Source organism: Flavonifractor sp. DFI.6.63 (genome assembly GCF_024462255.1).
Taxonomy (GTDB): domain Bacteria; phylum Bacillota; class Clostridia; order Oscillospirales; family Oscillospiraceae; genus Lawsonibacter_A; species Lawsonibacter_A hominis.
Map to the genome: position 1 here is coordinate 48,181 of NZ_JANGBE010000010.1, position 23,958 is coordinate 72,138.

A 23,958-nucleotide genomic window follows, 5' to 3' on the forward strand; every position below is an offset into this window, starting at 1 on the left:
AAAGGGTATAGGGGGACCCCTTAAAAATACCACCCCCCCCTATGCATCGCGATGGTCTTCAAAAATTCTCCGGGGGATATTTTTGGAAAATGGCTTCGGTTTTCAGCGGTGCTTGAACAAGCCCACAGGGCGGCGTTTACCGGCGAGGACTCTTTTTCGTTCAGCTGTGATCTCCTTTCCGGCTGAGTACGCAATGCATTACCTCCATTGCCGCGAGTTTTTCTCCACTTGTCGGTAAGCTGCTTATGCGGGCTTCTTCAAGCACCGCTGAAAACCGGTCCAAACATCACAGAAACTGCCACAACTCTAAGTGAGAGGAGGTGTCAAGTGTGGCAAAAGCAACGAAACCTTCTGGCATTCAACCGAGGAAGCGCCGGGCCGCCTTGACACCGGAGGCCAGAGAGAACCAGCTGATCGATTTGGCCGTCAACCTGATTGAAAAGCGTCTGCTGGAGGGGACGGCTTCTTCCCAGGAGGTCACCACCATCCTGAAGCTCGGAACCACCAGGGCGCGTCTGGAAAATGAGCGGCTTGCCAAAGAGGTGGAGCTGGTCCAGGCCAAGACCGAGGCGTACAAATCCGGAGTCCGGATGGATGAGCTCTACGAAAAGGCCATGGCCGCCTTTAAGCGGTACAGCGGGCAGGACGAGGAGGACGGGGATGAGTATTAGATGTTACTCGGAATTGATCCTTCTCCCCACCTTCGAGGAGCGCTACCGCTATCTTCGTTTGAACGGTGTTGTCGGAGAGGAGACCTTCGGCTTTGACCGGTACATGAATCAGGTCTTTTATCGCTCCCCGGAGTGGAAGCAGATCCGGGATGTTGTGATTGCCCGGGACATGGGGTGTGATTTGGGAATTGCCGGACGGGAGATTTACCGCCGTCCACTTATCCACCACATGAACCCGATCCGCCCGGAGGACATCCGGGAGCGAAGAGGGATCATCCTCGATCCCGAGTTTCTGATCACCACAATTCATGAGACGCATCTGGCCATCCATTATGGCGACGAGAACCGGTTGTTCAAGGAGCCGATTACACGCAGACCCAATGATACCTGTCCTTGGAAAAAGTAGAGGAGGACTCGAAATGGAGAATCATGCTGCCGGTGTTGTGACGAATTGTCTGAGAGCGGCGCTTTATCAAGAGCCGAGAGCAAATTCCAAAGTCCTTACAGTCATTACGGCTCTGACCAGAGTTTCCGTTAATATGGACGAGCCAACAGATGCTTTCTATAAAGTATCGACCTCCAACGGCACCCAGGGGTACTGCATGAAGAAGTTCATCGCAGTCCGCCGGTGAGGAGGCTGTTATGGAGATTTCCGAAAGCATCCTGATATCAATCAAGAAACTGTTGGGCATCGACGAGAGTTACACGCACTTTGACCCGGACATCATCATCCACATCAACAGTGTGTTTTCCATCCTGACGCAAATGGGCGTTGGACCTGCCAACGGTTTCTCAATCTCAGGAAAAGATGAAGTCTGGTCCGGATTTATTCAGGATAAGCCGAACATCTTTTCCTTAGTCAAATCCTACGTTTACATGAAGGTTCGGTTGTTATTTGACCCGCCTCTCAGCTCCGCTGCCATTGAGTCCATCAACCGGCAGATCAGTGAGTTTGAGTGGCGGCTTTTTGTTGCAGCGGACCCCGTGAAGAACACTAGCGGGAAGGAGGAAAGTCAAAATGGAGAATAGCATGCTCCTGCACTACGGCATCAAAGGCATGAAGTGGGGCGTCCGCCGCTACCAGAACAAAGACGGCACCCTGACCGCCGCCGGTGAAAAACGCTATGACCGGGATAAACGGGAAAACGCGGCCAAGAAGAAGGAGAACCGCATCGACCTGTCCAACCCGGACCCGAAGCGCTGGGCTAAGGAGGACCTGGAGCGGACCAAGAAAACCGTCGACTCCAGCTCGGATCTGGTGAAGGAGATGAAAAAGCTGGAGCAGACCAGCACGTCCAAGCCAGCTCCGAAACGGATGGATCTGAGCAAGATGACCGACAAGGAGATGCGGGATAAGATCAACCGGGAGCTTCTGGAGCGGCAATACAATCAGCTGTTCGCGGATACCTCCCCAGCTCAGGTTTCTAAAGGGCGGCAGGCATTGCGGGATACGCTGGAAGTGGCGGGAAGCGTTCTGGCGATCGCAGGGTCTTCCCTGAGCATTGCCCTTGCAATCAAGGAATTGCGGGGGTAGTTGTTTATGGAACTGCATCACCATGGAATTCTGAAACAGAAGTGGGGCGTTCGGAACGGTCCTCCCTATCCCCTGCGGGGCGGCGACTACACTCCGGCCCAGAAAAAAGCCATCCGCAATAAGCGGAAGAGCGGCAACAGCATCTACAACAAGAAGCACTTTGACGAAGTGCTGAACGCCGATAAGACGACCCTGAGCACGTTGTCCTATGACAAGGACCGGACCAAGAACACCGATATGTTCTACGCAACCCACAATTCCCTGGACAAGCACCAGTATAACGCACTGTTCAACCGGCCGATCCCGCAGCCGGTATATGACGAGAATGGGAAGCAAATCGGAACCGGCGCGTTTATGAAGTACCGGATCGACAACTCGCTTAAAACCGACTTGAAGGTGGCGAGCGAGGACTCCGGCGCAGAGGTCTTCATGAATCTCTATCGAAAAGATCGGGATTTTTATAACTTTGTAACGGATAAGGACCGGATGCAGAGCTATTTCGTGAAAGACAAGTACAAATTCAAGGGGTATCGGGAAGCTGCCGCAGTGTTGGAAAGGATGAAGGACCCGGACTATACGCCCTCGGCCAAAGATCTCCAGACAGTCTATCGGATGTTCAATTATGTGATTCCATATGACGGACAGGGCGACCGATGGAAGGGGCATGACGTCTATGTCCAGCGCACCAAGTTTTTTAACGAATGCAAGAAGGCGGGCTATGGCGCGTTCCTTGACACGAACGACGCCATTTACGGCGGTTTCAAGGCCAAATCGCCCATCATCGTGTTCGACATGGAGCAGGTTATTCCAAAAGATACCTACCGGACAAAGCTGAGCGAGCAGAAGTTCTCCACCCTGGTTCTCCTTGGCAGAAAAGCGCTGGGGCTGTAACGGGAGGCTGGTGAACCGATGTTATCCAACACCGCCGTCCCCCGTTACTACGGCGCATTCCGCGATGCGGTCATCCGCGGCGATATTCCGGTCTGCAAGGAAGTTGCCATGGAGATGTACCGGATTGACCGGCTGATCGAGTCGCCCAGTTACTACTATGATGACAGGGCGGTGGAGGGCTGGATCGAGTTCTGCGAGAACGAGCTGACCTTGACCGACGGTTCCGACCTGCATCTCCTGGATACCTTCAAGCTTTGGGGGGAACAGGTGTTCGGCTGGTACTATTTCGACGACCGCTCTGTCTATGTACCCAATCCGGACGGCAGAGGCGGACGCTATGTGACCAAGCGGATCAAGCAGCGGCTGACCAAAAAGCAGTACCTGATCGTGGGGAGAGGCGCGGCGAAGTCGCTTTACGATTCCTGCATTCAGGCATACTTCTGTGTTGTGGACGGCTCCACCACCCATCAGATCACCACGGCCCCCACCATGAAGCAGGCCGAGGAGATCATCAACCCCATCAAGACCGCCATCACCCGGGCCAGAGGCCCCGTCTTCCAGTTCATGACTGAGGGGTCTTTGCAGAACACCACCGGGTCCCGGGCCAATCGGGTGAAGCTGGCCTCTACCAAGAAGGGTATTGAGAATTTTATCTCGGGCTCCCTGATTGAGATCCGCCCCATGTCGGTGGACAAGCTCCAGGGCCTGCGCTGCAAAGTGGCCACCGTGGACGAGTGGCTGTCCTCCGCCGACGCCCGGGAGGATGTCATCGGCGCGGTGGAGCAGGGCGCCTCCAAGCTGGACGACTACCTTATTATAGCGACCAGTTCCGAGGGCACGGTTCGTAACGGCGCCGGCGATACCATCAAAATGGAGCTGATGAACATTCTCCAAGGCATTGGCCCTCCGCAGGAGCATGTTTCCATCTGGTGGTACAAGCTGGACTCTGTTGAGGAGGTGGCCTACCCCGATATGTGGCCTAAGGCCAACCCGAATCTGGGAAAGACCGTCACCTATGAGACCTATCAGAAGGATGTGGACCGGGCGGAAACCGCCCCCGCCACACGGAATGATATGCTGGCCAAGCGGTTCGGCCTTCCTATGGAGGGGTACACCTACTACTTCACCTACGAGGAGACTTTGCCCCACCGCCGGCAGCGGTTTTGGCAGATGCCCTGCTCCATGGGCGCCGATCTCTCCCAGGGCGATGACTTCTGCTCCTTTACGTTCCTGTTCCCTCTTCGGGATGGTTCCTTTGGCGTTAAGTCGCGCAACTACATCACATCGGTGACACTCCATAAGCTCCCCGCCGCCATGCGGGTTAAGTACGAGGACTTTATGGCAGAGGGCAGCCTGATCGTCATGGAGGGGACAGTTCTCGACATGATGCAGGTCTATGAGGATCTGGACGACCATGTCATCAACTGCGGCTACGATGTGCGCTGCTTTGGATATGACCCCTACAACGCCAAGGAATTTGTGGAGCGGTGGGTCAATGAGAACGGCCCGTTTGGGGTCGAGGTGGTCCGGCAGGGGGCGAGAACGGAATCCGTCCCCCTGGGCGAGCTGAAGAAGCTGGCCGGAGAGCGGATGCTGCTCTTTGACGAGGACTTAATCACCTTCTCTATGGGCAACTGCATCACGATGGAGGACACCAACGGCAACCGTAAGCTGCTGAAAAAGCGGTCTGACCAGAAGATCGACGCGGTGGCGGCCATGATGGACGCCTACGTCGCCTATAAACACAACCCAGAAGCATTTGAGTAAAAAAAAAAGGGGGGGGGTACTTATGAAGCCCTATTATAAACCTTCTCCCCAGGATTGCCTTGCCCATTATGGAGTCAAGGGCATGAAATGGGGCGTCAGGCGTTATCAGAACTATGACGGTTCCTATACCCGAAAAGGACTGGAGCGCTATCGCAAAGCCGAATCGGACTATGAACGTGCCAAATCAAAAGCGGCAGAAACGAAAGCCGCCCATAAATCCGGACAGGCTACCCGGCAGCAGGTCAAGGACGCTAATCGGGCCGTCAAAACCGAAAAACGTCGGATGGAAGACGCCTATGGTAAACTGAAGACCGACAAGTTAGCGGATGAAGGCAAGAAACTTTATCAGCGCGGCAAGACCATTACCGGGAATACCCGAACTGCTTATTTAGCGGAAACGGCCATAGTAGTTGGTTCCTATGCGGTAAGTTCACTCTTATCCAAAGGGATGGAAGACCAGCGGACGGCACAACTTGCGGGCTCAGCTATCGCAGTGGGCGGAACAATCGTGAACGCTTTGCTCGCTGGAAAGGCCATCAGCGAGAACAGAAAGCTGCGGGCCTACTATGCCCATTGAGAAGAGAGGGACAATGATGGCGTTGACTCCTATTTTTCTCGACATTCTTTTGCACAATGGCATTCGCCCTGTCAAAGCGGCGAAACGCCTCACCACAGACTCTTAACCGGGTCTGTGGTTTTTTTTTGACCTAAATTAGATACACACGGGACGGTTGTTACAAATTTTATCACAGATAGGAGGTGACCGCGATTGTCAGATGTTTTGCAGCACTACGGCATCCGTGGGATGAAATGGGGCGTGCGGAGATTTCAGCAGAAGGATGGAAGCTTGACGTCCCAGGGCCGGAAACGGTACGGCGGTGAGGATGGACCCGAGCGGAAGAAGCTGCCCGCAGCCGGAAAAGCGGCCGTGGGAGCGGCGGCAGCCGCAGGAATCGTTCTTACCGCTTATCTGGTAAAACGGCACGGGGCGAAAAAGGCGGCGGAGCTTGCCGCAAAGGCAGAGCAGGGAAAGCGGGCCGTGGAGCAGCTTCAAAAGAGCGCCTCCGTCTTCTCAACGCCGGTCAGCCAGCTTCGGACTCCCGGGCCGTCTCCGGGCGGCGGCGTTCAGCAGGCGGTAAAAACCGTTGCCTCGGCCACAAAGCAGGCATCCGCGGCAAAGCCTCCTCCGGCTTACGACTTCGCGGCCTTGATGAAGCAGAACGACGAGCTGCTCAAGAAGATGTACGCCGATCTGCTGTCGTAGGAGGTGAGAAAAGTGGAAATGTCAGTTGGTTCCAGGCTGAAACACGCCTGGAACGCTTTTTTAGGCAATGAGTTTTTCAAGTACAGCCATTCCCTTGGCCCCAGCTACTCCTACCGCCCGGACCGGCCCATTTTCAGCCGGGGAAACGAGCGCTCCATCATTACCTCCGTCTACAACCGGATCGCGCTGGACGCGGCGTCGATTGGGATTCAGCATGTCCGCCTGGATGACGACGGCCGGTTTACAGAGGTGATCAATTCAAGTTTGAACGGCTGTTTGACTTTGGAGGCAAATCTGGACCAGACCGGGCGGGCCTTTATCCAGGACGTGGTCATGTCCATGCTGGACGAGGGATGCGTGGCCATCGTGCCCACGGATACCGACCTCGACCCGGAGACCGGCTCGTTCAAGATCGAAACGATGCGTACCGGGAAAATCGTGGAGTGGTATCCCAAGCACGTCAAGGTCCGGGTCTACAACGAGAACCGGGGCGAGAAGCAGGATGTCATCCTGCCGAAGAGTGGGGTCGCCATCATTGAGAACCCGTTTTTCGCGGTGATGAATGAGCCCAACTCCACCATGCAGCGGTTGATCCGAAAACTCAATATTTTGGACGCAATCGACGAGCAGAGCGGTTCCGGAAAACTCAACCTGATTATTCAGCTGCCCTACGTCATCAAGACGGAAGCGAGGCGTCAACAGGCGGAAAAACGCCGTAAAGATATCGAGGAACAGTTGTCCGGCTCCAAGTATGGCGTCGCTTACACCGACGGCACGGAACACGTGGTCCAGCTGAACCGGCCCATCGACAACAATCTGATGTCCCAGATTGAATACCTGACGAGCATGCTTTACAGCCAGTTGGGGATCACGCAGGGGATTTTGGACGGGACTGCCGATGACCGGACGAAGCTGAATTACGACAACCGGACGATTGAACCGATCCTATCAGCCATTGTTGACGAAATGAAGAGGAAATTCCTCACCAAAACTGCTCGGTCACAGAAGCAGTCGATCCTCTTCTTCAGAGACCCGTTCCGGCTGGTGCCCATCAACGATATTGCCGAAATTGCCGACAAGATGACCCGCAACGAGATCATGACCTCCAATGAGATCCGGCAGAAGATCGGCATGAAGCCGTCGAAGGACCCCAAGGCGGACGAGCTCCGAAACAGCAACTTAAGCGCCCCGAAAGAGGAGGGCAATCAGCCACCATCAACATCTGAAGGAGGAAACGTTCAAAATGAACCTGAAGTATGACTTTAGTGGCTGGGCGACCCGGAACGACCTTGTCTGCGCGGACGGACGAACCATCCGCCATAACGCATTCGAGGATTGCGACGGGAAGACGGTTCCCCTGGTTTGGAACCACCAGCACGACGAACCTGGCAACATCCTGGGCCACGCCCTTTTGGAGAACCGGAAGGACGGCGTTTACGCCTACTGCACATTCAACGAGACCGACGCCGGCAAGGCGGCTAAGATGCTGGTCCAGCATGGGGACATCGCGTCCCTGTCCATTTACGCCAATGGGCTGAAGCAGACCCCCAGCAAGGATGTGACGCATGGCGTCATCCGGGAGGTCAGCCTGGTGGTCGCCGGGGCAAATCCCGGCGCCTTTATTGACTTTGTGGATATGGCCCACGGCGAAGGCGGCGAGCAGGAGATGATCCTGTCCGCCTACGAGCCCATTTCCCTGTTCCGCCCCGACGAGAAGCCCCCTCTTGTTCATAAGGCCGGCTCTGGGGATGGCAAGAAAGAGGACAAGCCTAAGGACGACGGAAAAGAGGAGAAGCCTGAGAATGAGAAGACCGTCCAGGACGTGGTGGACAGCATGACCGAGGAGCAGAGAACGGTCATGTATGCCCTGATCGGCGCGGCCATGGAGGAATTGGATTCCCAGAAGGGCAAGGGGGACGGGGGCGACGACGATGACGACGACCCCGACAAGAAATCTGACAAAACCAAGGGAGGAAACAAGACCATGAAGCACAATGTTTTCGAGAACGAAGACACTCAGGACACCGTTCTGAGCCACTCCGACCGCGCTGACATTCTTGCTCTGGCCAAGAGCAACAGCGTGGGCAGCCTTCAGACCGCTCTGAAGATCTACGCTGAGCAGAACGAGCTCAAGCACGGCATCGACAATATCGAGAGCCTGTTCCCGGACTTCAAGGACCTGCGCCCCGGCGCGCCTGAGCGCGTTACCCGCGACCAGGGCTGGGTGACTGCCGTCATGCAGAAGGTCCACAAGAGCCCCATCAGCCGTATTCGTACCCGCCAGATGGACACCCGCAAGGACTCCATCCGGGCCCACGGCTATCAGAAGGGCAAGCGCAAGACTCTGTCCGGCAACATGAACGTCATCACCCGGACCACTGACCCTCAGACGGTGTACCGCACCGACGCCCTGCACCGGGACGACATTGTCGACATCACTGATTTCGATGTAGTGGAGTACCAGTATGCCGTGATGCGGGAGAACCTCAACGAAGAGGTGGCTACCGCCATCATGGTGGGCGACGGCCGCGAAGCGGACGACGAGATGAAGATCTCCGAGGACCACATCCGTTCCATCTGGAACGACAACGACCTCTACACCATCCACTACGACGTGGATATTGAGGCCGCCCGCGCCGAGCTCAACGGTAGCAAGACCGATATGAGCTTCGGCGAGAATTACATCTACTCCGAGGCCATCATCACCGCCGCTCTCTATGCCCGGGAGAAGTACAAGGGCACCGGCACCCCTGATTTCTTCTGCACGCCTCATCTGGTGAACGTGATGCTGCTGGCCCGGGACATGAACGGCCGCCGCATCTACAACTCCAAGGCCGACCTGGCCGCCGCCCTGAACATCGGCGAGCTCTATACTGCCGAGCAGTTCGAGGGCTTGGTCCGTATGGACGACGAGGGCGCCAAGCACAAGCTGCTGGGCCTCTTTGTCAACCTGGCCGACTATACCGTGGGCTCCACCAAGGGCGGCGAGATCACCCGGTTTGACCAGTTTGACATCGACTTCAACCAGCAGAAGTACCTGATCGAGACCCGCCTGTCCGGCGCGCTGACCCGCGTCTACTCCGCCATCGCGCTGGAGGAGCCTGTGGCCGCCAGCTCCGGCGGTGGTTCCAGCGCCGGCACTCCCTGAGGAGAAGCTTCAAAATGGCGAAATTTTATGGATCGGTAGGCTATGCTGATACCGTTGAGACTGCCCCTGGCGTGTATGAAGAGAAGATCGTTGAGTATCCGTACTATGGCGATTTGACTCGGAATACACGCCAGCTTCAGTCTGGGGAGACCCTGAACGACGACATCAATATCGCGAATGAGATCAGCATAGTCGCCGATCCGTTCGCCAGGAAGAACTTCCACAAGATGCGGTATGTGGCGTACATGGGCGCGAAATGGAAGATTTCCAAGGTCGAAGTGGGATATCCCCGCCTGATCCTGACGATTGGGGGGCTCTACAATGGGTGACAGGATTCAACTTCATACCCTTCTGTGCGGGATTCTTGGCTGTCCGGAACGCGGCGATGCGTGCCGGGCTTATTTTCAGCCTCCGGCCAGCAAGGAAATCCAGTACCCCTGCATCGTCTACGAGCGAAGCGAAATCAGCGCCATCCACGCTGACAACGCCCCCTACCGGCTGCTGGACCGGTATCAGGTGACGGCCATCTACAAGAACCCGGACAGCGATCTGCCCCACCGCCTTGCCATGCTGCCCATGTGCGCCCACGACCGTCATTTCACGGCCGACAATCTGAACCACGACATCTTCAACCTGTACTATTAAAAGGAGGAAATCCGAAATGAGTAAACTCGTATGGGACAAGATCGGGGAACGTTTCTACGAAACCGGCATCGATCACGCCGTCCTCTACCCCATCAGCGCCACCGGCGTCTACGACAGGGGTATAGCCTGGAGCGGCATCACCGCCATTAACGAGAGCCCCTCCGGCGCCGAGCCCAACAACATGTACGCCGACAACATCAAGTACCTGGTGCTGGTGGGCGCCGAGGACTTCGGTTTGACCATTGAGTGCTACACCTACCCCGACGAGTGGGAGGAGTGCGACGGCTCCGCGGAGATCGCCCCCGGCGTGATGGCCGGCCAGCAGACCCGCAAGGTCTTTGGCCTGAGCTACCGCACCAAGCTGGGCAACGATGTGGACGGTCAGGACCACGGCTATAAGCTGCACCTGGTCTACGGCGGTCTGGCCTCTCCCTCTGAGCGGGGCTATCAGACTGTCAACGACTCTCCTGAACCCATCAACCCCAGCTGGGAGGTCACGACCACTCCCGTGGACGTACCCGGCTTCAAGCCCACTGCCCGTCTGATCATCACCTCCACCAAGGCCGACCCTGCCAAGCTGAAGGCGCTGGAGGACATCCTCTACGGCACCGAGGAAACGGAGCCCCGGCTGCCTCTGCCCGAGGAAGTCATCAAGCTGTTGGCGAACGATGTTACAGTGACCGTCGCCCCGGAGAGCCCCTCCGCCACCCTGCTGGGCAAGAAGGTCTCCGAACTTCAGAGCAACGTCGTAGTGGGCGAGAGCGCCATCACCGGCAGCCTGAAGAATGTGACCGGCTATACCGGGTTCAGCAGCGATCCCTCTGAGCAGAAGGGGCACTATCTGGCGCTGAAATTTGACGTCGCTCCGGCCGACGCCACCACCACCGTGGAGCTGGTGGGCGGCACCAAGGGGGCTGTGGCTCTGGATGAGGACAAGAACATTGTTCTGCCCATCAAGAACAATTCCCAGAGCGTCAAGGTAATCTCCACCAAGGACAGCTCCTCTGTCACCAAGATCTATACTCTGACCGGCCTGACTCTGGAGTCCTGAGAAACGGGGACTGAAATCCAGACAACGAATCCGCAAGGCGGAGCTCTCTTCACCGAGGGCTCCGCTTTCTTTTATTTTTGAAAGGAGAAAACTGCAATGCTGAAGCTGACAAGGACTTACAACGACTATAACGGCGTTTCCCGCACGGAGGATTTCTACTTCAATCTGACCCAGGCCGAGGTGACCGAGCTGGAGCTCTCCGTGGACGGCGGTCTGGTGGAGATGATCAACCGCATTGTCGCGGCCCAGGATGGGAAGCAGATCATCGCCATCTTCAAGGACATCATTCTGCGGGCCTATGGTGAGAAGTCCCCTGACGGGAAGCGCTTTATCAAGAACCAGGAGCTGCGGGACGCGTTCGCCCAGACGGAGGCGTACAGCGATCTGTTCATGGAGCTGGCCACCGATGCGGAAGCGGCGGCCCGGTTCATCAACGGCATCGTCCCCCAGGGCAAGAAGGCTCCGGCTCCTCGGGCATAAGGCTGACTGGGGAGATCAGAGATGCTGGAACTTGTGATACCGGAGACCGAGCAGTATGACGAGGCGAACGACCGTTTTATCACGACCAAGAAGCAGGTGCTTCGGCTGGAACACTCTCTGGTCTCCCTTTCAAAATGGGAATCAAAATGGCATAAGCCTTACCTTTCCCGAAAGCCGAAGACGCGGGAGGAGCGGATCGACTATGTCCGGTGCATGACATTGACCCAGAACGTGGACCCCGATGTCTACACCGCCATTACGCCCCAGATGCTGAAAATGGTCGACGCTTACATCGACGATTCCATGACGGCGACCACCTTTGTCAAAGGCCGGAAGGGCCGGTCGGCCAATGAGGTCGTCACGGCGGAGATCATCTACTACTGGATGCTCTCCCACCAGATCCCCTTTGAGTGCCAGAAGTGGCATTTGAACCGGCTTATGACGCTGATTAACGTCTGCAACGCAAAGAACGGCCCTCAAAAGAAAATGAGCCAGAAGGAAATCTTTGCACAGAACCGTGCGCTGAACGCGGCACGCAGAAAGAGAGCCAATTCGAGAGGATGATGCACATGTCCGAAGCAGTGATTTGGAGTTTCTTCAAGAAGAAAGGCCTCTCGGATTGCGGAGCGGCTGGACTGATGGGGAATCTCTATGCCGAGAGCGGCCTGAAGCCGGACAATCTCCAGAACACCTGTGAAAAGAAGCTGGGATTGTCCGACGCGGACTATACCGCCCAGGTGGACGCCAGAATCTATCAGGATTTTGTCCACGACAGCGCCGGATATGGCCTTGCCCAGTGGACATTCTGGAGCCGGAAGCAAAAGCTGCTCGTCTTTGCCCTGAGCCGCGGCAAGAGCATCGGGGATTTGGAGATGCAGCTGGATTTTCTCTGGAAGGAACTGACCGAGAGCTATCCATCTCTGGTCAACATCTTGAAGACCGCCGCATCTGTCCGGGCGGCCTCCGACGCCGCGCTGGTACAGTTTGAGCGCCCCGCAGACCAGAGCGAGACGGCCAAGGCCAGACGGGCCGCTTACGGGCAGAAGTATTACGACCAATTTGCAGAAAGAGGTGAAACGATGTCTTCTACAACGATGCTGCCGGCTGTGGAGCGCGTGCTAGCCACGGCCAGAGCCGAGATCGGCTATATCGAGAAAGAAACCAATGCCCAGCTCGATCATAAGACGGCCAATGCCGGAGATAAAAACTGGAACAAGTATGCCAGGGATCTGGATGCGCTGGGGGTCGTTTATAACGGAAGGAAGAACGGCTATTCCTGGTGCGACATCTTTGTGGACTGGTGCCACATCCACACGTTCGGTCTGGAGCTGGCGTTGAAGCTGCTCTGCCAGGCAAAGAACGGCGTGGGGGCAGGGTGCACCGGTTCCGCCAACTACTATAAGCAGAAGGGACGGTTTTACACCGGAGGTCCCCAGCCTGGCGACCAGATCTTCTTTACGAAGGACGGCGGCAAGTCGTTCTACCACACTGGTATCGTGGAGAAGGTGTCTGGCGGGCGGGTCTACACCATCGAGGGGAACACCAGCTCCGCGGCCGGCGTCGTGGAAAACGGCGGCTGTGTCCGGGATAAGAGCTACCCCCTGGGATACAACAAGATCGGCGGCTACGGCCGCCCCGACTATTCTATCGTACCGGAGGAGGACGACGATATGGATCAGGCGAAATTCAATGAGATGTTCGGCGCGGCCATGACGAATTACCTTAAGGGTCTTCAGAACAACAACTGCGGCGATTGGTCGGAAGAGGCCCGGGTTTGGGCTGAAAGTGTGGGGCTCTTTGCCGGGAACGGCACCGCGGTTGACGGCAAGCCGAACATGATGTGGCCGTCCGGTCTGACAAGAGAGCAGGCGGCCCAGCTCTTCTACCGCTTTGCGCAGATGGCGGGGCTTGCGTGATGAAAAGCAGGCGAAGCCGGACCAGAGGCAAATCTGGAAGAAAACCTGACCTTTCGCAGTTTTCAAAATGGATGATCGCCGATATCCGTCCGCTGTTGTGGATCGTGACCATCGGCGGTTTTTTATTGGCCTTCTACTGTGTCTATAAGGGGTATATGGGAGCGTTGCCCTGGATCGGCGCTATGGTCGGTCTGCCCTGGACGGCCCATGGCGTGGTGTGCAGTTTCTATCTGAACCTGTGCAAGTCCGACCACCGGGAGGGCGGAATCACTTTTGAAACGGCGAAGGCGTCCAATTTCAATGTAAATGTTTCGCAGACACCGGTTGGCTCTGTGGAGAGCCCGGCAATTTAAGGAGGAAGCGTATGAACGCGGAAATCATTTCGACGCTGCTGATGATTATTGGCGGGGTTACGATCCTGACCAACATCATTGTCCAGGTGGTTAAGACTGTGACCTGGGACAAGATTCCCACAAATTTCCTTGCGCTTATGGTGTCGGAGGCGCTGACACTGGCCGCCGGCGCCGCCTATGCACAAATCAAAGGGATTGCAATTACCTGGTATCTGGTATTTGCGGCTGTCGTGGTCGGGCTTCTGTCCGCCTACGCGGCCATGGTGGGCTACGACAAATTGATTGAGGCATTCAAGAACTGGCCGAAGAAAACGGAATGATGGGAGGAGACGGCAGTGATTCGTTTCAGACACAAGGGCGATTTTTCCAAGCTGACCCGATTTCTGGAAAGAGCAAAGGAGACGGTTCATCTCGGCGATCTGGACAAGTTTGGCCGGGAAGGCGTGGCCGCCCTTGCGTCTGCAACGCCTGTTGACTCCGGAGAGACGGCCGCGTCCTGGTATTACAAAATTACCAACAGGGACAACACCGTCACCATCTCGTTTCACAATTCAAATGTTCAAAATGGAGTTCCCATTGCCATTATCCTGCAATACGGACATGGCACTGGGACCGGAGGCTGGGTACAGGGAAGAGATTACATCAACCCTGCTATCCAGCCTATTTTTGACCAGATCGCAGATTACGCATGGAAGGAGGTCACACGGTCATGAGCAGGACCATCGACGAGAGAATCGTCGAGATGCGATTTGACAACAGACAGTTTGAGCGGAATGTGCAGACCAGTCTGTCGACACTCGACAAACTCAAGCAGGGTTTGGATCTGGACGGTGCTGCCAAGGGACTTGAAAACCTGGGCGACGCTGCTAAGAAGTGCAATATGTCCGCCCTTAGCAGCTCCGTCGAGACGGTTCGGGCGAAATTCTCGGCGCTTGAAGTCGTTGCCATGACGACCCTTTCCAACATTACAAATTCAGCCCTGAACACGGAAAAACGGCTTGTGTCCGCCCTTACAATCGACCCCATCAAAACCGGTTTTCAGGAGTATGAGACCCAGATCGGAGCGGTGCAGACCATCCTGGCGAACACCCAGCACGAAGGGACCAATCTTCAGCAGGTGAACCGGGCGCTGGATGAGCTGAACACCTACGCGGACAAGACGATCTACAACTTCACGGAAATGACCCGGAACATCGGCACGTTTACCGCGGCTGGTGTAAAACTTCAGACATCCGTTGACTCCATCAAGGGTATCGCGAACCTGGCCGCCATTTCCGGCTCCACCTCCCAGCAGGCGTCCACAGCCATGTATCAGCTCTCCCAGGCGCTGGCCGCAGGCAGAGTGTCCCTGATGGACTGGAACTCGGTGGTCAACGCGGGCATGGGCGGCAAGGTGTTCCAGGACGCCCTGGTCCGCACATCCGAGCTGCTGGGCACCGGAGCCCAGAATGCCATCAATATGTATGGTTCCTTCCGGGAATCCCTTACCAGGGGCGAGTGGCTCACCACGGAAGTCCTCACGGAGACCCTGAAGCAGTTTGCCGGCGCATATACCGAGGCGGATCTGGTGCAGCAGGGCTTTACGGAGGCCCAGGCAAAGGAAATTGCCCAGATGGCACAGACGGCAGAGGACGCCGCTACGAAGGTGAAAACCTTTACCCAGCTATGGGACACCTTGAAGGAGAGCGCCCAGTCGGGATGGACCGAGACGTGGGAGATTCTGGTTGGCGACTTTGACGAGGCAAAAGCGCTGTTGACGGAAGTATTCAACACCATCGGCGGCATCATCGGCGAGTCCGCCCAGGCGAGAAACGAACTGCTCAGCGGCGGCTTGAGTTCCGGCTGGAAACAGCTGCTGGATCAGGGAATTGCCGATGAAGCGGGTTTTATAGAGTCGATCCAAGCAGTCGCCAGAGAGAGCGGCGACGCCTTTGACCAGCTGGTAGCGGATTCGGACAGCTTTACTGACGCGCTGAAGCAGGGGTTGAAGGATGGAGTAATCTCCTCTGAAACCTTGTCCGAGGCGGTCTATCATCTCCAGGGAAAGATGTCCGGCATGTCCCAGGAGGAGCGCAAGGCCGCCGGATACACCTCGGAGATGGTGGAGCAGATCGAAACGCTGGCCGACAGTCTTCGGGATGGCTCCGTCTCCATGGATGAGTTTACGGAGAAGATTCTGCGCCCCTCCGGCCGGGAGAACCTGATCCAGTCGGTCTGGAACGCGGCCAAGGGATTGGTAAGCGTTATCGCCCCGATCAAGGATGCGTTCCGCGATATTTTTCCGCCCGCCACTTCCGACCAGCTCTACGCGCTGACGGAGACGCTGCGGAGCTTTTCCGAGCGGTTGACGATTTCGGATGAAACAGCGGATAAATTGCAGCGGACCTTCAAAGGGCTCTTTTCCATGCTGGATTTGGGCCGTCAGGCAATTATGGCGGTGGTCAACGCGGTCATGCCTATGGCTGGAGGCATAGGGTCCCTAGCAGATGGTCTTCTTACGGTGACCGCCGCGATTGGCGATTTTCTGACCGGCATCAACGACGCGGCAAAGAAAGGTAAAGTCTTCAGTAAAGTGGCCCAGGGTATCGCGGATGCTCTGGGTTTCGTTGTATCAGGAATCCAAACCTTTATCGGGTTTCTCGGCGACGTCTTTGCCATCCCCGGCTTCGAGGCGTTCCAGGCGCTTCTCGGCCGCATCCAGACCCGAATCGGCCAGGTGATCGACGCAGTCGGCGGCCTGGGATTTGGGGTGGACGATGCGGTAAATACCATGGATTCCGCCGTTGGAAACAGCAAATTCCTGCAAATGCTTCAGAGCCTGTTCAACGGCGTGAAAACCATTGCCAGCGGAATCATCGGCGTGCTCGGCGGCTTGTCCGCCACGCTGATAGACGCCATTGGCAACGCTGATTTCAGCGGAGTGATTGATTTACTCAACGGCATTTCTCTGGGCGGAATCGCGGTAGGCATCACCAAGTTCATGAACAGCCTGACAAAGTCTTTCGACGATGTCGGCGGCCTTCTTGACAATGTAAAGGGTATTTTGGACGGGGTGCGGGGCTGCTTTGAAGCCTATCAGACCCAGCTGAAGGCTGGAACCCTTCTGAAAATCGCCTCCGCTATTGCCGTGCTGGCGGCCGCGATCGTAACCATTTCTCTGATTGACAGCGGCAAGCTGACCGCTTCTCTGGGCGCCATTACCGTACTGTTTGCGGAATTGATGGCTTCCATGGCCATCTTTAGTCGTATTAGTGGAGAAGTCAAGGGTGTCGTTAAAGGCACTGCGGCTATGATTGGCGTTTCCACCTCAGTTCTTCTGCTGGCCTCCGCCCTGAAGAAAATCTCCGATATCGAGCCGGAGCAGATGGTCGTGGCCCTTGCCGGGATCGCCGGGCTGATGACCGCGCTGGTGGCTGCGGCCAAAGTTTTGGGGAGCGGTTCCAGCTCCGTCATCAAGGGGTCCGCCCAGATGGTGGTGTTTGCCGGCGCAATCAAAATGCTTGCCTCCGCCTGTATCGACCTGGCCCAGCTGGACTTTGCCGGGGTGGCAAAGGGCTTGACCGGAGTCGGCGTTCTGATGGCGGAGGTTTCTCTATTCACGAACACGGTTAAGGTCAACAAGGGCGCCATGGCTACTGCGGCCGGGATTCTGGTTCTGGCCAGCGCTATGAAGGTCTTTGCCTCCGCCTGCAAGGATTTTGGGCAGATGAATGCGGGCGAGCTGGTGAAGGGGCTGAGCTCTGTTGGAGCTGTCCTTTTGGAGATTACCGCATTCACAAAACTGACTGGAAATGCACAGGGGCTTATCTCCACTGGTCTTGCCATGATTGAGATCGGCGCGGCCATGAAGATATTTGCTTCTGCGATGGCGGACTTCGGCGGCATGTTTTTGGCGGAGATCGGGAAGGGCTTGCTGGCCATGGGCGGGGCCTTGGCGGAAGTGGCGATCGCCATGAAAGCCATGCCGAAGAACTTGATTACCACGGGCGCGGGGCTTGTCACAGTTGGAGCGGCGCTGAATGTCTTGGCGGAGGCCCTCGGAAAAATGGGGGGCATGAGCTGGGAGGCCATTGCGAAAAGCCTGGTTGCCATGGGCGGCGCTCTGGCCGAGCTGGCGGTCGGTTTGAATTTTATGAACGGAACACTGGCCGGTTCCGCCGCTATGCTGGTAGCCGCAAGCGCTTTGGCGGTTTTGACCCCGGTGCTCTTTACCCTGGGAAGCATGAGCTGGGAGGCCATCGCCAAGGGGCTGATTACCGTTGCCGGAGCCTTTACGGTGATTGGGACGGCCGGCGCGCTTCTCACGCCGCTGCTCCCCACCATTCTCGGGCTGGGCGGCGCGTTTGCTTTGATTGGCGTCGGCATTGCCGGCCTTGGGGCGGGGCTTCTTCTGGTTGGGACTGGGCTCACCGCCATCGCGGTCGGCATCACGGGCCTGGCTACCTCCCTGGGGGCAGGCGTGACCATCATTGTGGCCGGGTTGACGTCCATTATCACGGGTATTGCCGCGCTAATCCCTGCGATTGCCCAACAGCTGGGCGAGGCGGTCATCGCCTTTGCCGGAGTCATCACCAATGGCGCCCCGGCGATTGGAAACGCGGTCAAAGCGCTGGTGCTCACCCTGGTGGACGTCCTGGTGGAGTGTGTGCCCGCGATTGCCAACGGGGCTCTGGAGCTGATTGCCGGAGTCCTTGCGGCGCTGGCGGCCTATACGCCGCAGATCGTGGATTCTATCATGCAGTTCCTGATCGAAGTCATCGACGGCTTGGCGCGCAATCTGCCGACACTGATCCAGTCGGTGGTCAATTTGCTGATGTCCTTCTTCTCCGGAATCGTATCCGCCCTGGGGAGCATCGACACTGACGCCCTTCTGAAAGGCGCCGCTGGGATCGGGCTTCTCAGCGGCATTATGGTGGCCCTCGGCGCATTGGCCGGGCTGATCCCCTCCGCAATGGTGGGCGTGCTTGGCCTGGGCGTTGTTATGGCGGAGCTTGCCGTTGTTCTGGCGGCCATTGGAGGCCTGGCGCAGATTCCCGGCCTCGACTGGCTGATTGGGGAAGGCGGCAAGCTGCTGCAAACCATCGGAAACGCCATTGGCGGATTTATCGGCGGTATTGTCGGCGGGTTTATGGGCGGCATATCCGCCTCGTTCCCGCAGATCGGCGCCGATCTCGCGGCGTTCATGACCAACGTACAGCCGTTTATCGATGGAGCCCGTGGCATTGACGCCGCCATGCTGGATGGTGTAAAGGCGCTTACCGAGGCGATTTTGCTGATTACTGCCGCTGATCTGCTGGAAGGGTTGACCTCCTGGCTGACGGGCGGTTCTTCCCTGTCCGCCTTTGCCGGGGAGCTTGTCCCCTTCGGTGAGGCGATGATGAAATTTTCCAACAGCATTGCCGGCCTTGACGGCAATTTGGTCAGCACGGCCGCGATTGCCGGAAAGACACTGGCCGAAATGGCGGCGACCCTGCCGAACTGCGGCGGCATCGCGGGGTTCTTCACCGGCGAAAATGACATGGACGAGTTTGGAAACCAGCTGGTTGGTTTCGGCGGGTCCATGATGCGGTTTGCCGCAAGCATCAAAGGGCTGGACGCCGACGCGGTAAACAATGCCGCCATCGCGGGGAAGGCCATGGCGGAAATGGCGGCTACCCTGCCCAATACAGGCGGAGCCGTGGCTTTCTTTGCCGGTGACAACGATATGAGCGCGTTCGGCGACCAGCTGGCCCCCTTTGGGGAGGCCATCAAAGCCTACTCTGACGCGGTGACCGGACTGGATGTGGACGCGGTTAAGAACTCAGCCATCGCCGGGCAGGCCATGGCGGAACTGGCGGCCACGCTCCCGAACACGGGGGGCGCTGTCGCATTCTTTGCCGGCGACAACGATATGGCGACCTTCGGAGCGCAGCTTGCCTCCTTTGGCGTCTCCATGAAGAATTATTCAAAATCGGTCAGCGGTTTGGATAGCGACGCGGTTGCGAATTCGGCCATTGCCGGAAAAACTCTGGTGGAGCTGGCAAATACCATTCCGAATACCGGAGGTCTGGTCGCATTCTTCACGGGCGACAACGATTTGGAGACCTTTGGCGATCAGTTGGTTCCCTTTGGAGAGGCGATGAAGGCTTATTCCGACAGCGTGACCGGCATGGATGGCGAAGCGGTGACCGCTTCCGCCACTGCGGCAAAGGCGCTGGCAGAGCTGCAAGCCTCCCTTCCCAATATCGGCGGAGTGGTAGACTTCTTCACCGGAGGCAACGACTTGGAGACCTTCGCAAACGGTCTGCTCCCCTTCGGAGAAGGGATGAAAGCCTATGCCGATTCCGTGACCGGGTTGGATGCGGGCGCTGTTTCCGCCTCCATTACCGCGGCCCAGGCCCTCTCCGCGCTTCAGGCGTCTCTTCCCCATGTGGGCGGGGTGCTGGAATTCTTCACCGGCGGAAACGATCTTGGGGCTTTTGCGGATGGAGTTCTTTCCTTTGGCTTGGCCATGAAAGCCTATGGCGGCGCTGTTTCCGGCATTGACGCCGGCGCGGTCTCCGCCTCGGCTGTGGCGGCTCAGGCCCTGGCGGAGCTGCAAGCATCTCTGCCCAACGTGGGCGGCATCATGGAGTTTTTCACCGGCGGGAACGACCTTGAAACATTCTCCGAGGGCGTCATCTCCTTTGGCGCGGCCATGAAGTCCTATGGGGAAGCCGTGGCCGGTATCAACGCCGATGCCGTGGAGGCATCTGGAGTCGCCGCCCAGTCGTTGGCAAAACTTCAGGCTGCTTTGCCGCAGGTTGGCGGGGTCATGGAGTTCTTCACGGGAGGAAACGATCTCGGTAAATTCTCGGAGGGCATTGTGCCCTTTGGAGCGGCCATGAAATCCTATGGGGAAGCCGTGGCCGGTATCAACGCCGAGGCGATCACGGCTTCTGCGGTTGCCGCCCAGTCCCTGGCCCAGCTTCAGACCAATCTGCCCAATGTGGGCGGTGTGATGACCTTCTTTGATGGCGGCAACGACCTTGGCACCTTTGCCACGGGTATTGTCCCCTTCGGCGCGGCTATGAAGTCCTACGGAGACGCCGTGGCGGACATCAACACCGGGGCTATCACCGCCTCGGCAGTGGCGGCCCAGTCCCTGGCAAGGCTGCAAGAATCCCTTCCCCTGGCGGGCGGAGTCATGGAGTTTTTCAATGGAAGCCATGATCTGGCCGTCTTTGCCGCCGGGATCATCCCCTTCGGCGCGGCCATGAAGTCTTACAGCGACGCTGTGGCCGACATCAATCCCACTGCCGTGGAAAGTTCCGCCTCCGCCGGTCAGGCGCTGGTGGAACTGGCGAATACCTTACCCAATACGGGCGGGCTGCTCTCCTTCTTTACGGGAGGAACCGATCTGACTGCCTTTGGAGACGACCTCACGGCCTTCGGCGCAGATCTGGCCGCCTATGCGGAGGCCATCAAGGATGTGAAGCCGGAAGCGGTAACGGCCTCGGCCAACGCTGCGAGCGCGCTTTCCAATCTGGCGACCGGCCTTCCGGACAGCAGTCTGTTCGACCAGTGGTTCGGCGGGGATCAGACGCTGGCGTCCTTTGGCGCGGATATTTCCAAATTCGGCGCCTCCATGAAGGATTACTACAATGAGATTTCCGGTATTGACCTCGGCAAGTTGTCCGACGTTATCACCCAGGTCTGGGATCTGATCGAGCTGGCGGAAGGGGTAAACGGCGTCAATACCAGCGGCCTGACCAAATTCGCCGACAGTATGAAGAAGATGGGCGACGCCGGGATTTCCGGATTCACCGACGCCTTCTACAACTGCGGCGGCACCGTAAACAGCGCCGTGGTCAGTATGCTGACCTCCGTCCGTGGTTCCATCACGTCGAATATCCCGGTGGCAAGCTCCGTCATGGAGACGCTTGTGGAGTCAATGGCGGATATTGTAGACAAAAAGGTCGTTGTGATCGAGTCCGCAGTTGAGGGCATGATGCGGAATCTCGCCGTTTCGATCCTATCGTCTTCCGGCGCCGTAAAAACGGCAGCGGGGACGGTGGCGTCTGCGGCCGTATCCCAAATCAACAGCATGAAGCCCGAGTTTGAGACTGCCGGTGAAAATGCCGGACAGGGCTTTGTCAAAGGCATCCGCTCTAAGTTCAGCGCCTCCAGTTCCGCGGGCCGCAGTCTGGGCCTTGCCGCGCTGAACGCGGCGAAAAAGGCCCTGGACAGCCATTCTCCCTCCCGGGAGTTCATTTATCTGGGCGAGAACATCGGTGAGGGCCTGGCCATCGGCGTCGACAACAGCATCGTCCCGGCCGCCCAGGCCACTTCCGACATGATCGGCGAGGTTATCGCCGTCAGCAACAAAGGCATCGACGCCTGGAAGGACTGGGTGGATGAGAAGACCTATTACGACGAGCTGAGTTTGAAAGACCAGCTGGCCGGATGGGAAAACCTTCAGAAGCAGTACAAAGCCGGTTCCGAGGAGCGGAAGCAAATCGACCGGGAGGTCTATCAGCTTCAAAATGAACTGGTGGCGTCCACCTATCAGGCTTCCCTCGACTGGATCGAGGAGGAGAAATACTACAACCGGCTGAGCACCGAGGAGGAACTGGCCGCCTATGAGCGGATGCAGTCCCGGTATATGGAGGGCAGCGAGGAACGCAAGAAGATCGACCGGGAGGTCTACACCCTTCGCAACCAGCTTGTGGACGAGTCCTATCAGAATTCTATGGACTGGATCGAGAAGGAGAAGAACTACGGCCGAATGAGCCTGGCGGACGAGCTGGCCGCCTATAAGCGTGTTCAGAGCCGGTATGCGGCGGGCAGCAAAGAGCGCGAGGAGATGGACCTGAAGGTCTATCAGCTGGAGCAGAAGATCTATGAGGCCCAGAAGCAGTATATCGCCGACGTCCAGAGCGTTCAGGAGTCCGCCAACCAGAAGCGCATCCAGCTGGAGCAGGAGTATGCCAACAAGGTTCGCTCTGTCAATGAGCAGCTGGAACGGGATATTCAGTCGCTGAATGACCAGTATCAGAACGCGGTGGAATCCCGTACCAACAGTCTCTACCAGTCCTACGGCCTTTTCGATGAAGTTACAAAGAAGGAGACCGTCAGCAGCGATACGCTGATGAAGAACCTGGAGGGGCAGGTGCAGGAGTTCGGCGAATGGCAGGATATTCTGGGCCAGCTCTCCGCCAGGGGGGTTGATGCGGACCTGATTTCCGAACTCCAGGAGATGGGGCCGTCCGCCATCGAAGAGATCCGGGCGCTGAATTCCATGAGCGACGACGAGCTGGAGAAGTACGTCTCCCTCTGGTCCGTTAAGCACGCTCAGGCCCGGGAACAGGCCACCTCAGAGCTGGAAGGCCTCCGCGTGGAAACCCAGGAGCAGATCGCTCAGCTGCGGGCCGACGCGGAAGCGGAGCTGGAGGAGTACCGCATTACCTGGCAGGAGGAATTGTCCCAGTTGGAAGAGGACACAGCCAATCAACTGGCGTCGCTCCGGCAGGAGTTCGCGGAAAACGTGGGCTTGATCAAGAAGGACACCGAGGCCGAGATGCGGGAAATGACCGAGGCGGCCACGAAGATCCTGAAGGAAGCCGGATGGACTGAGACGGGACAGCAGATCCCCGCCGGTCTTGCGGAGGGCGTCTCCCTGTCGAAATCCGCCTTCCTCGACGAACTGACCAGCATGGCGCTGGCCGGCGTAGAGGCGGTCAAGAGCACGCTGAAGATCAATTCTCCTTCTCGGGTCTTCCGGGAGCTGGGCAACTTTACGGGGCTTGGCTTTGTGACGGGACTGGCAGACTACGCGAAGAAGTCCTACGCCGCGGGGGCGAATGTGGCGGAGTACGCCGCAGACGGCCTTTCCAACGCCATGTCCATCGCGGCCGAGCTGCTCAGCGGGGATATGGATGCTCAGCCCACGATCCGGCCGGTGCTTGACCTCTCCGATGTAATGCGCGGGGCGGACGAGCTGAACAGCCTGTTCTATCCCCAGCGGACCATCGGCCTTGCCGGGCAGGCCAGCCTGGCCTTTGCTGAGTCCGGCCGAAGCGGCGGAACGGTGGTCAACGTGGATAACGGCGACATTGTGGAGGAGCTCCGTGCCCTTCGCAGCGAAATGGCGGAGATGACGGAGCGAATGGAACGGATGCGTGTGGTTCTGGACACCGGCACGCTGGTGGGCGAGATGGCAGGACCCATGGACAACGCCCTTGGGCAGAGGGTCACGCGCAGAGGAAGGGGGAACTAAG

Annotated in this window: 21 protein-coding genes; all 21 read left to right on the forward strand. The window is 57.6% G+C overall.

The features are described from left to right. Window positions 1-329 precede the first annotated feature (329 nt). The 21 genes from NE547_RS07410 (at window position 330) to NE547_RS07510 (ending at window position 23,957) form a co-directional block, all read left to right on the forward strand. Entirely contained in the window at window positions 330-671 is a 342-nt protein-coding gene (locus NE547_RS07410; protein WP_009258513.1) for a hypothetical protein, read from the forward strand. Next, window positions 661-1,077, forward strand: coding sequence for a hypothetical protein (locus NE547_RS07415; RefSeq protein WP_195328335.1), 417 nt, complete (start codon window positions 661-663; stop codon window positions 1,075-1,077). Before NE547_RS07410 ends, NE547_RS07415 begins: the two co-directional genes overlap by 11 nt. Window positions 1,078-1,090: 13 nt before the next feature. After that, complete coding sequence (locus tag NE547_RS07420; protein WP_256175194.1) at window positions 1,091-1,303, forward strand: SH3 domain-containing protein; 213 nt, start codon at window positions 1,091-1,093, stop codon at window positions 1,301-1,303. 10 nt (window positions 1,304-1,313) lie between these two features. Further along, a complete protein-coding gene (locus NE547_RS07425) occupies window positions 1,314-1,700 on the forward strand; it encodes a hypothetical protein (protein WP_055178654.1) in 387 nt (128 codons plus the stop codon). Further along, window positions 1,690-2,205: a hypothetical protein gene (locus NE547_RS07430; RefSeq protein WP_195328397.1), complete on the forward strand. Its 516-nt coding sequence runs from the start codon at window positions 1,690-1,692 to the stop codon at window positions 2,203-2,205. Before NE547_RS07425 ends, NE547_RS07430 begins: the two co-directional genes overlap by 11 nt. Before the next feature lie 6 nt (window positions 2,206-2,211). Next, on the forward strand, window positions 2,212-3,096 hold the full coding sequence (locus NE547_RS07435; protein ID WP_195328331.1) for a hypothetical protein: 885 nt from the start codon (window positions 2,212-2,214) through the stop codon (window positions 3,094-3,096). An 18-nt stretch (window positions 3,097-3,114) separates the two neighbouring features. Next, window positions 3,115-4,863, forward strand: coding sequence for a terminase TerL endonuclease subunit (locus tag NE547_RS07440; RefSeq protein WP_195328330.1), 1,749 nt, complete (start codon window positions 3,115-3,117; stop codon window positions 4,861-4,863). 22 nt (window positions 4,864-4,885) lie between these two features. Beyond that, window positions 4,886-5,440: a hypothetical protein gene (locus tag NE547_RS07445; protein ID WP_195328328.1), complete on the forward strand. Its 555-nt coding sequence runs from the start codon at window positions 4,886-4,888 to the stop codon at window positions 5,438-5,440. Between the two features lie 192 nt (window positions 5,441-5,632). Further along, a complete protein-coding gene (locus tag NE547_RS07450; RefSeq protein WP_195328326.1) occupies window positions 5,633-6,127 on the forward strand; it encodes a hypothetical protein in 495 nt (164 codons plus the stop codon). 18 nt (window positions 6,128-6,145) lie between these two features. After that, a complete protein-coding gene (locus NE547_RS07455; protein ID WP_207731736.1) occupies window positions 6,146-7,387 on the forward strand; it encodes a phage portal protein in 1,242 nt (413 codons plus the stop codon). Continuing rightward, window positions 7,371-9,275 (forward strand): HK97 family phage prohead protease, encoded by a 1,905-nt coding sequence (locus NE547_RS07460; protein WP_238068168.1) that lies wholly within the window; start codon window positions 7,371-7,373, stop codon window positions 9,273-9,275. Before NE547_RS07455 ends, NE547_RS07460 begins: the two co-directional genes overlap by 17 nt. Before the next feature lie 14 nt (window positions 9,276-9,289). Beyond that, window positions 9,290-9,604 carry a hypothetical protein gene (locus tag NE547_RS07465; RefSeq protein ID WP_009258525.1) on the forward strand — a complete coding sequence of 105 codons (315 nt, stop codon included), beginning with the start codon at window positions 9,290-9,292 and terminating at the stop codon, window positions 9,602-9,604. Continuing rightward, window positions 9,597-9,920 carry a hypothetical protein gene (locus tag NE547_RS07470; protein ID WP_055178637.1) on the forward strand — a complete coding sequence of 108 codons (324 nt, stop codon included), beginning with the start codon at window positions 9,597-9,599 and terminating at the stop codon, window positions 9,918-9,920. The genes NE547_RS07465 and NE547_RS07470 overlap by 8 nt, the downstream gene beginning before the upstream one ends. 16 nt (window positions 9,921-9,936) lie before the next feature. Further along, window positions 9,937-10,971, forward strand: coding sequence for a hypothetical protein (locus NE547_RS07475; RefSeq protein ID WP_238068166.1), 1,035 nt, complete (start codon window positions 9,937-9,939; stop codon window positions 10,969-10,971). A 96-nt stretch (window positions 10,972-11,067) separates the two neighbouring features. Beyond that, window positions 11,068-11,451 carry a hypothetical protein gene (locus NE547_RS07480; protein ID WP_195328320.1) on the forward strand — a complete coding sequence of 128 codons (384 nt, stop codon included), beginning with the start codon at window positions 11,068-11,070 and terminating at the stop codon, window positions 11,449-11,451. 21 nt (window positions 11,452-11,472) lie between these two features. Beyond that, complete coding sequence (locus tag NE547_RS07485) at window positions 11,473-12,015, forward strand: hypothetical protein (RefSeq protein ID WP_195328318.1); 543 nt, start codon at window positions 11,473-11,475, stop codon at window positions 12,013-12,015. A gap of 5 nt (window positions 12,016-12,020) precedes the next feature. Next, the gene (locus tag NE547_RS07490) at window positions 12,021-13,367 is read left to right on the forward strand and encodes a phage tail tip lysozyme (RefSeq protein ID WP_195328317.1); all 1,347 of its coding nucleotides are present in this window, start codon (window positions 12,021-12,023) and stop codon (window positions 13,365-13,367) included. After that, complete coding sequence (locus NE547_RS07495) at window positions 13,367-13,720, forward strand: hypothetical protein (protein WP_009258531.1); 354 nt, start codon at window positions 13,367-13,369, stop codon at window positions 13,718-13,720. Before NE547_RS07490 ends, NE547_RS07495 begins: the two co-directional genes overlap by 1 nt. An 11-nt stretch (window positions 13,721-13,731) precedes the next feature. After that, complete coding sequence (locus NE547_RS07500) at window positions 13,732-14,040, forward strand: hypothetical protein (RefSeq protein ID WP_087359059.1); 309 nt, start codon at window positions 13,732-13,734, stop codon at window positions 14,038-14,040. 15 nt (window positions 14,041-14,055) lie between these two features. Beyond that, window positions 14,056-14,433 (forward strand): HK97 gp10 family phage protein, encoded by a 378-nt coding sequence (locus tag NE547_RS07505; RefSeq protein WP_195328316.1) that lies wholly within the window; start codon window positions 14,056-14,058, stop codon window positions 14,431-14,433. Beyond that, a complete protein-coding gene (locus NE547_RS07510) occupies window positions 14,430-23,957 on the forward strand; it encodes a tape measure protein (protein ID WP_238068163.1) in 9,528 nt (3,175 codons plus the stop codon). Before NE547_RS07505 ends, NE547_RS07510 begins: the two co-directional genes overlap by 4 nt. Window position 23,958 lies beyond the last annotated feature (1 nt).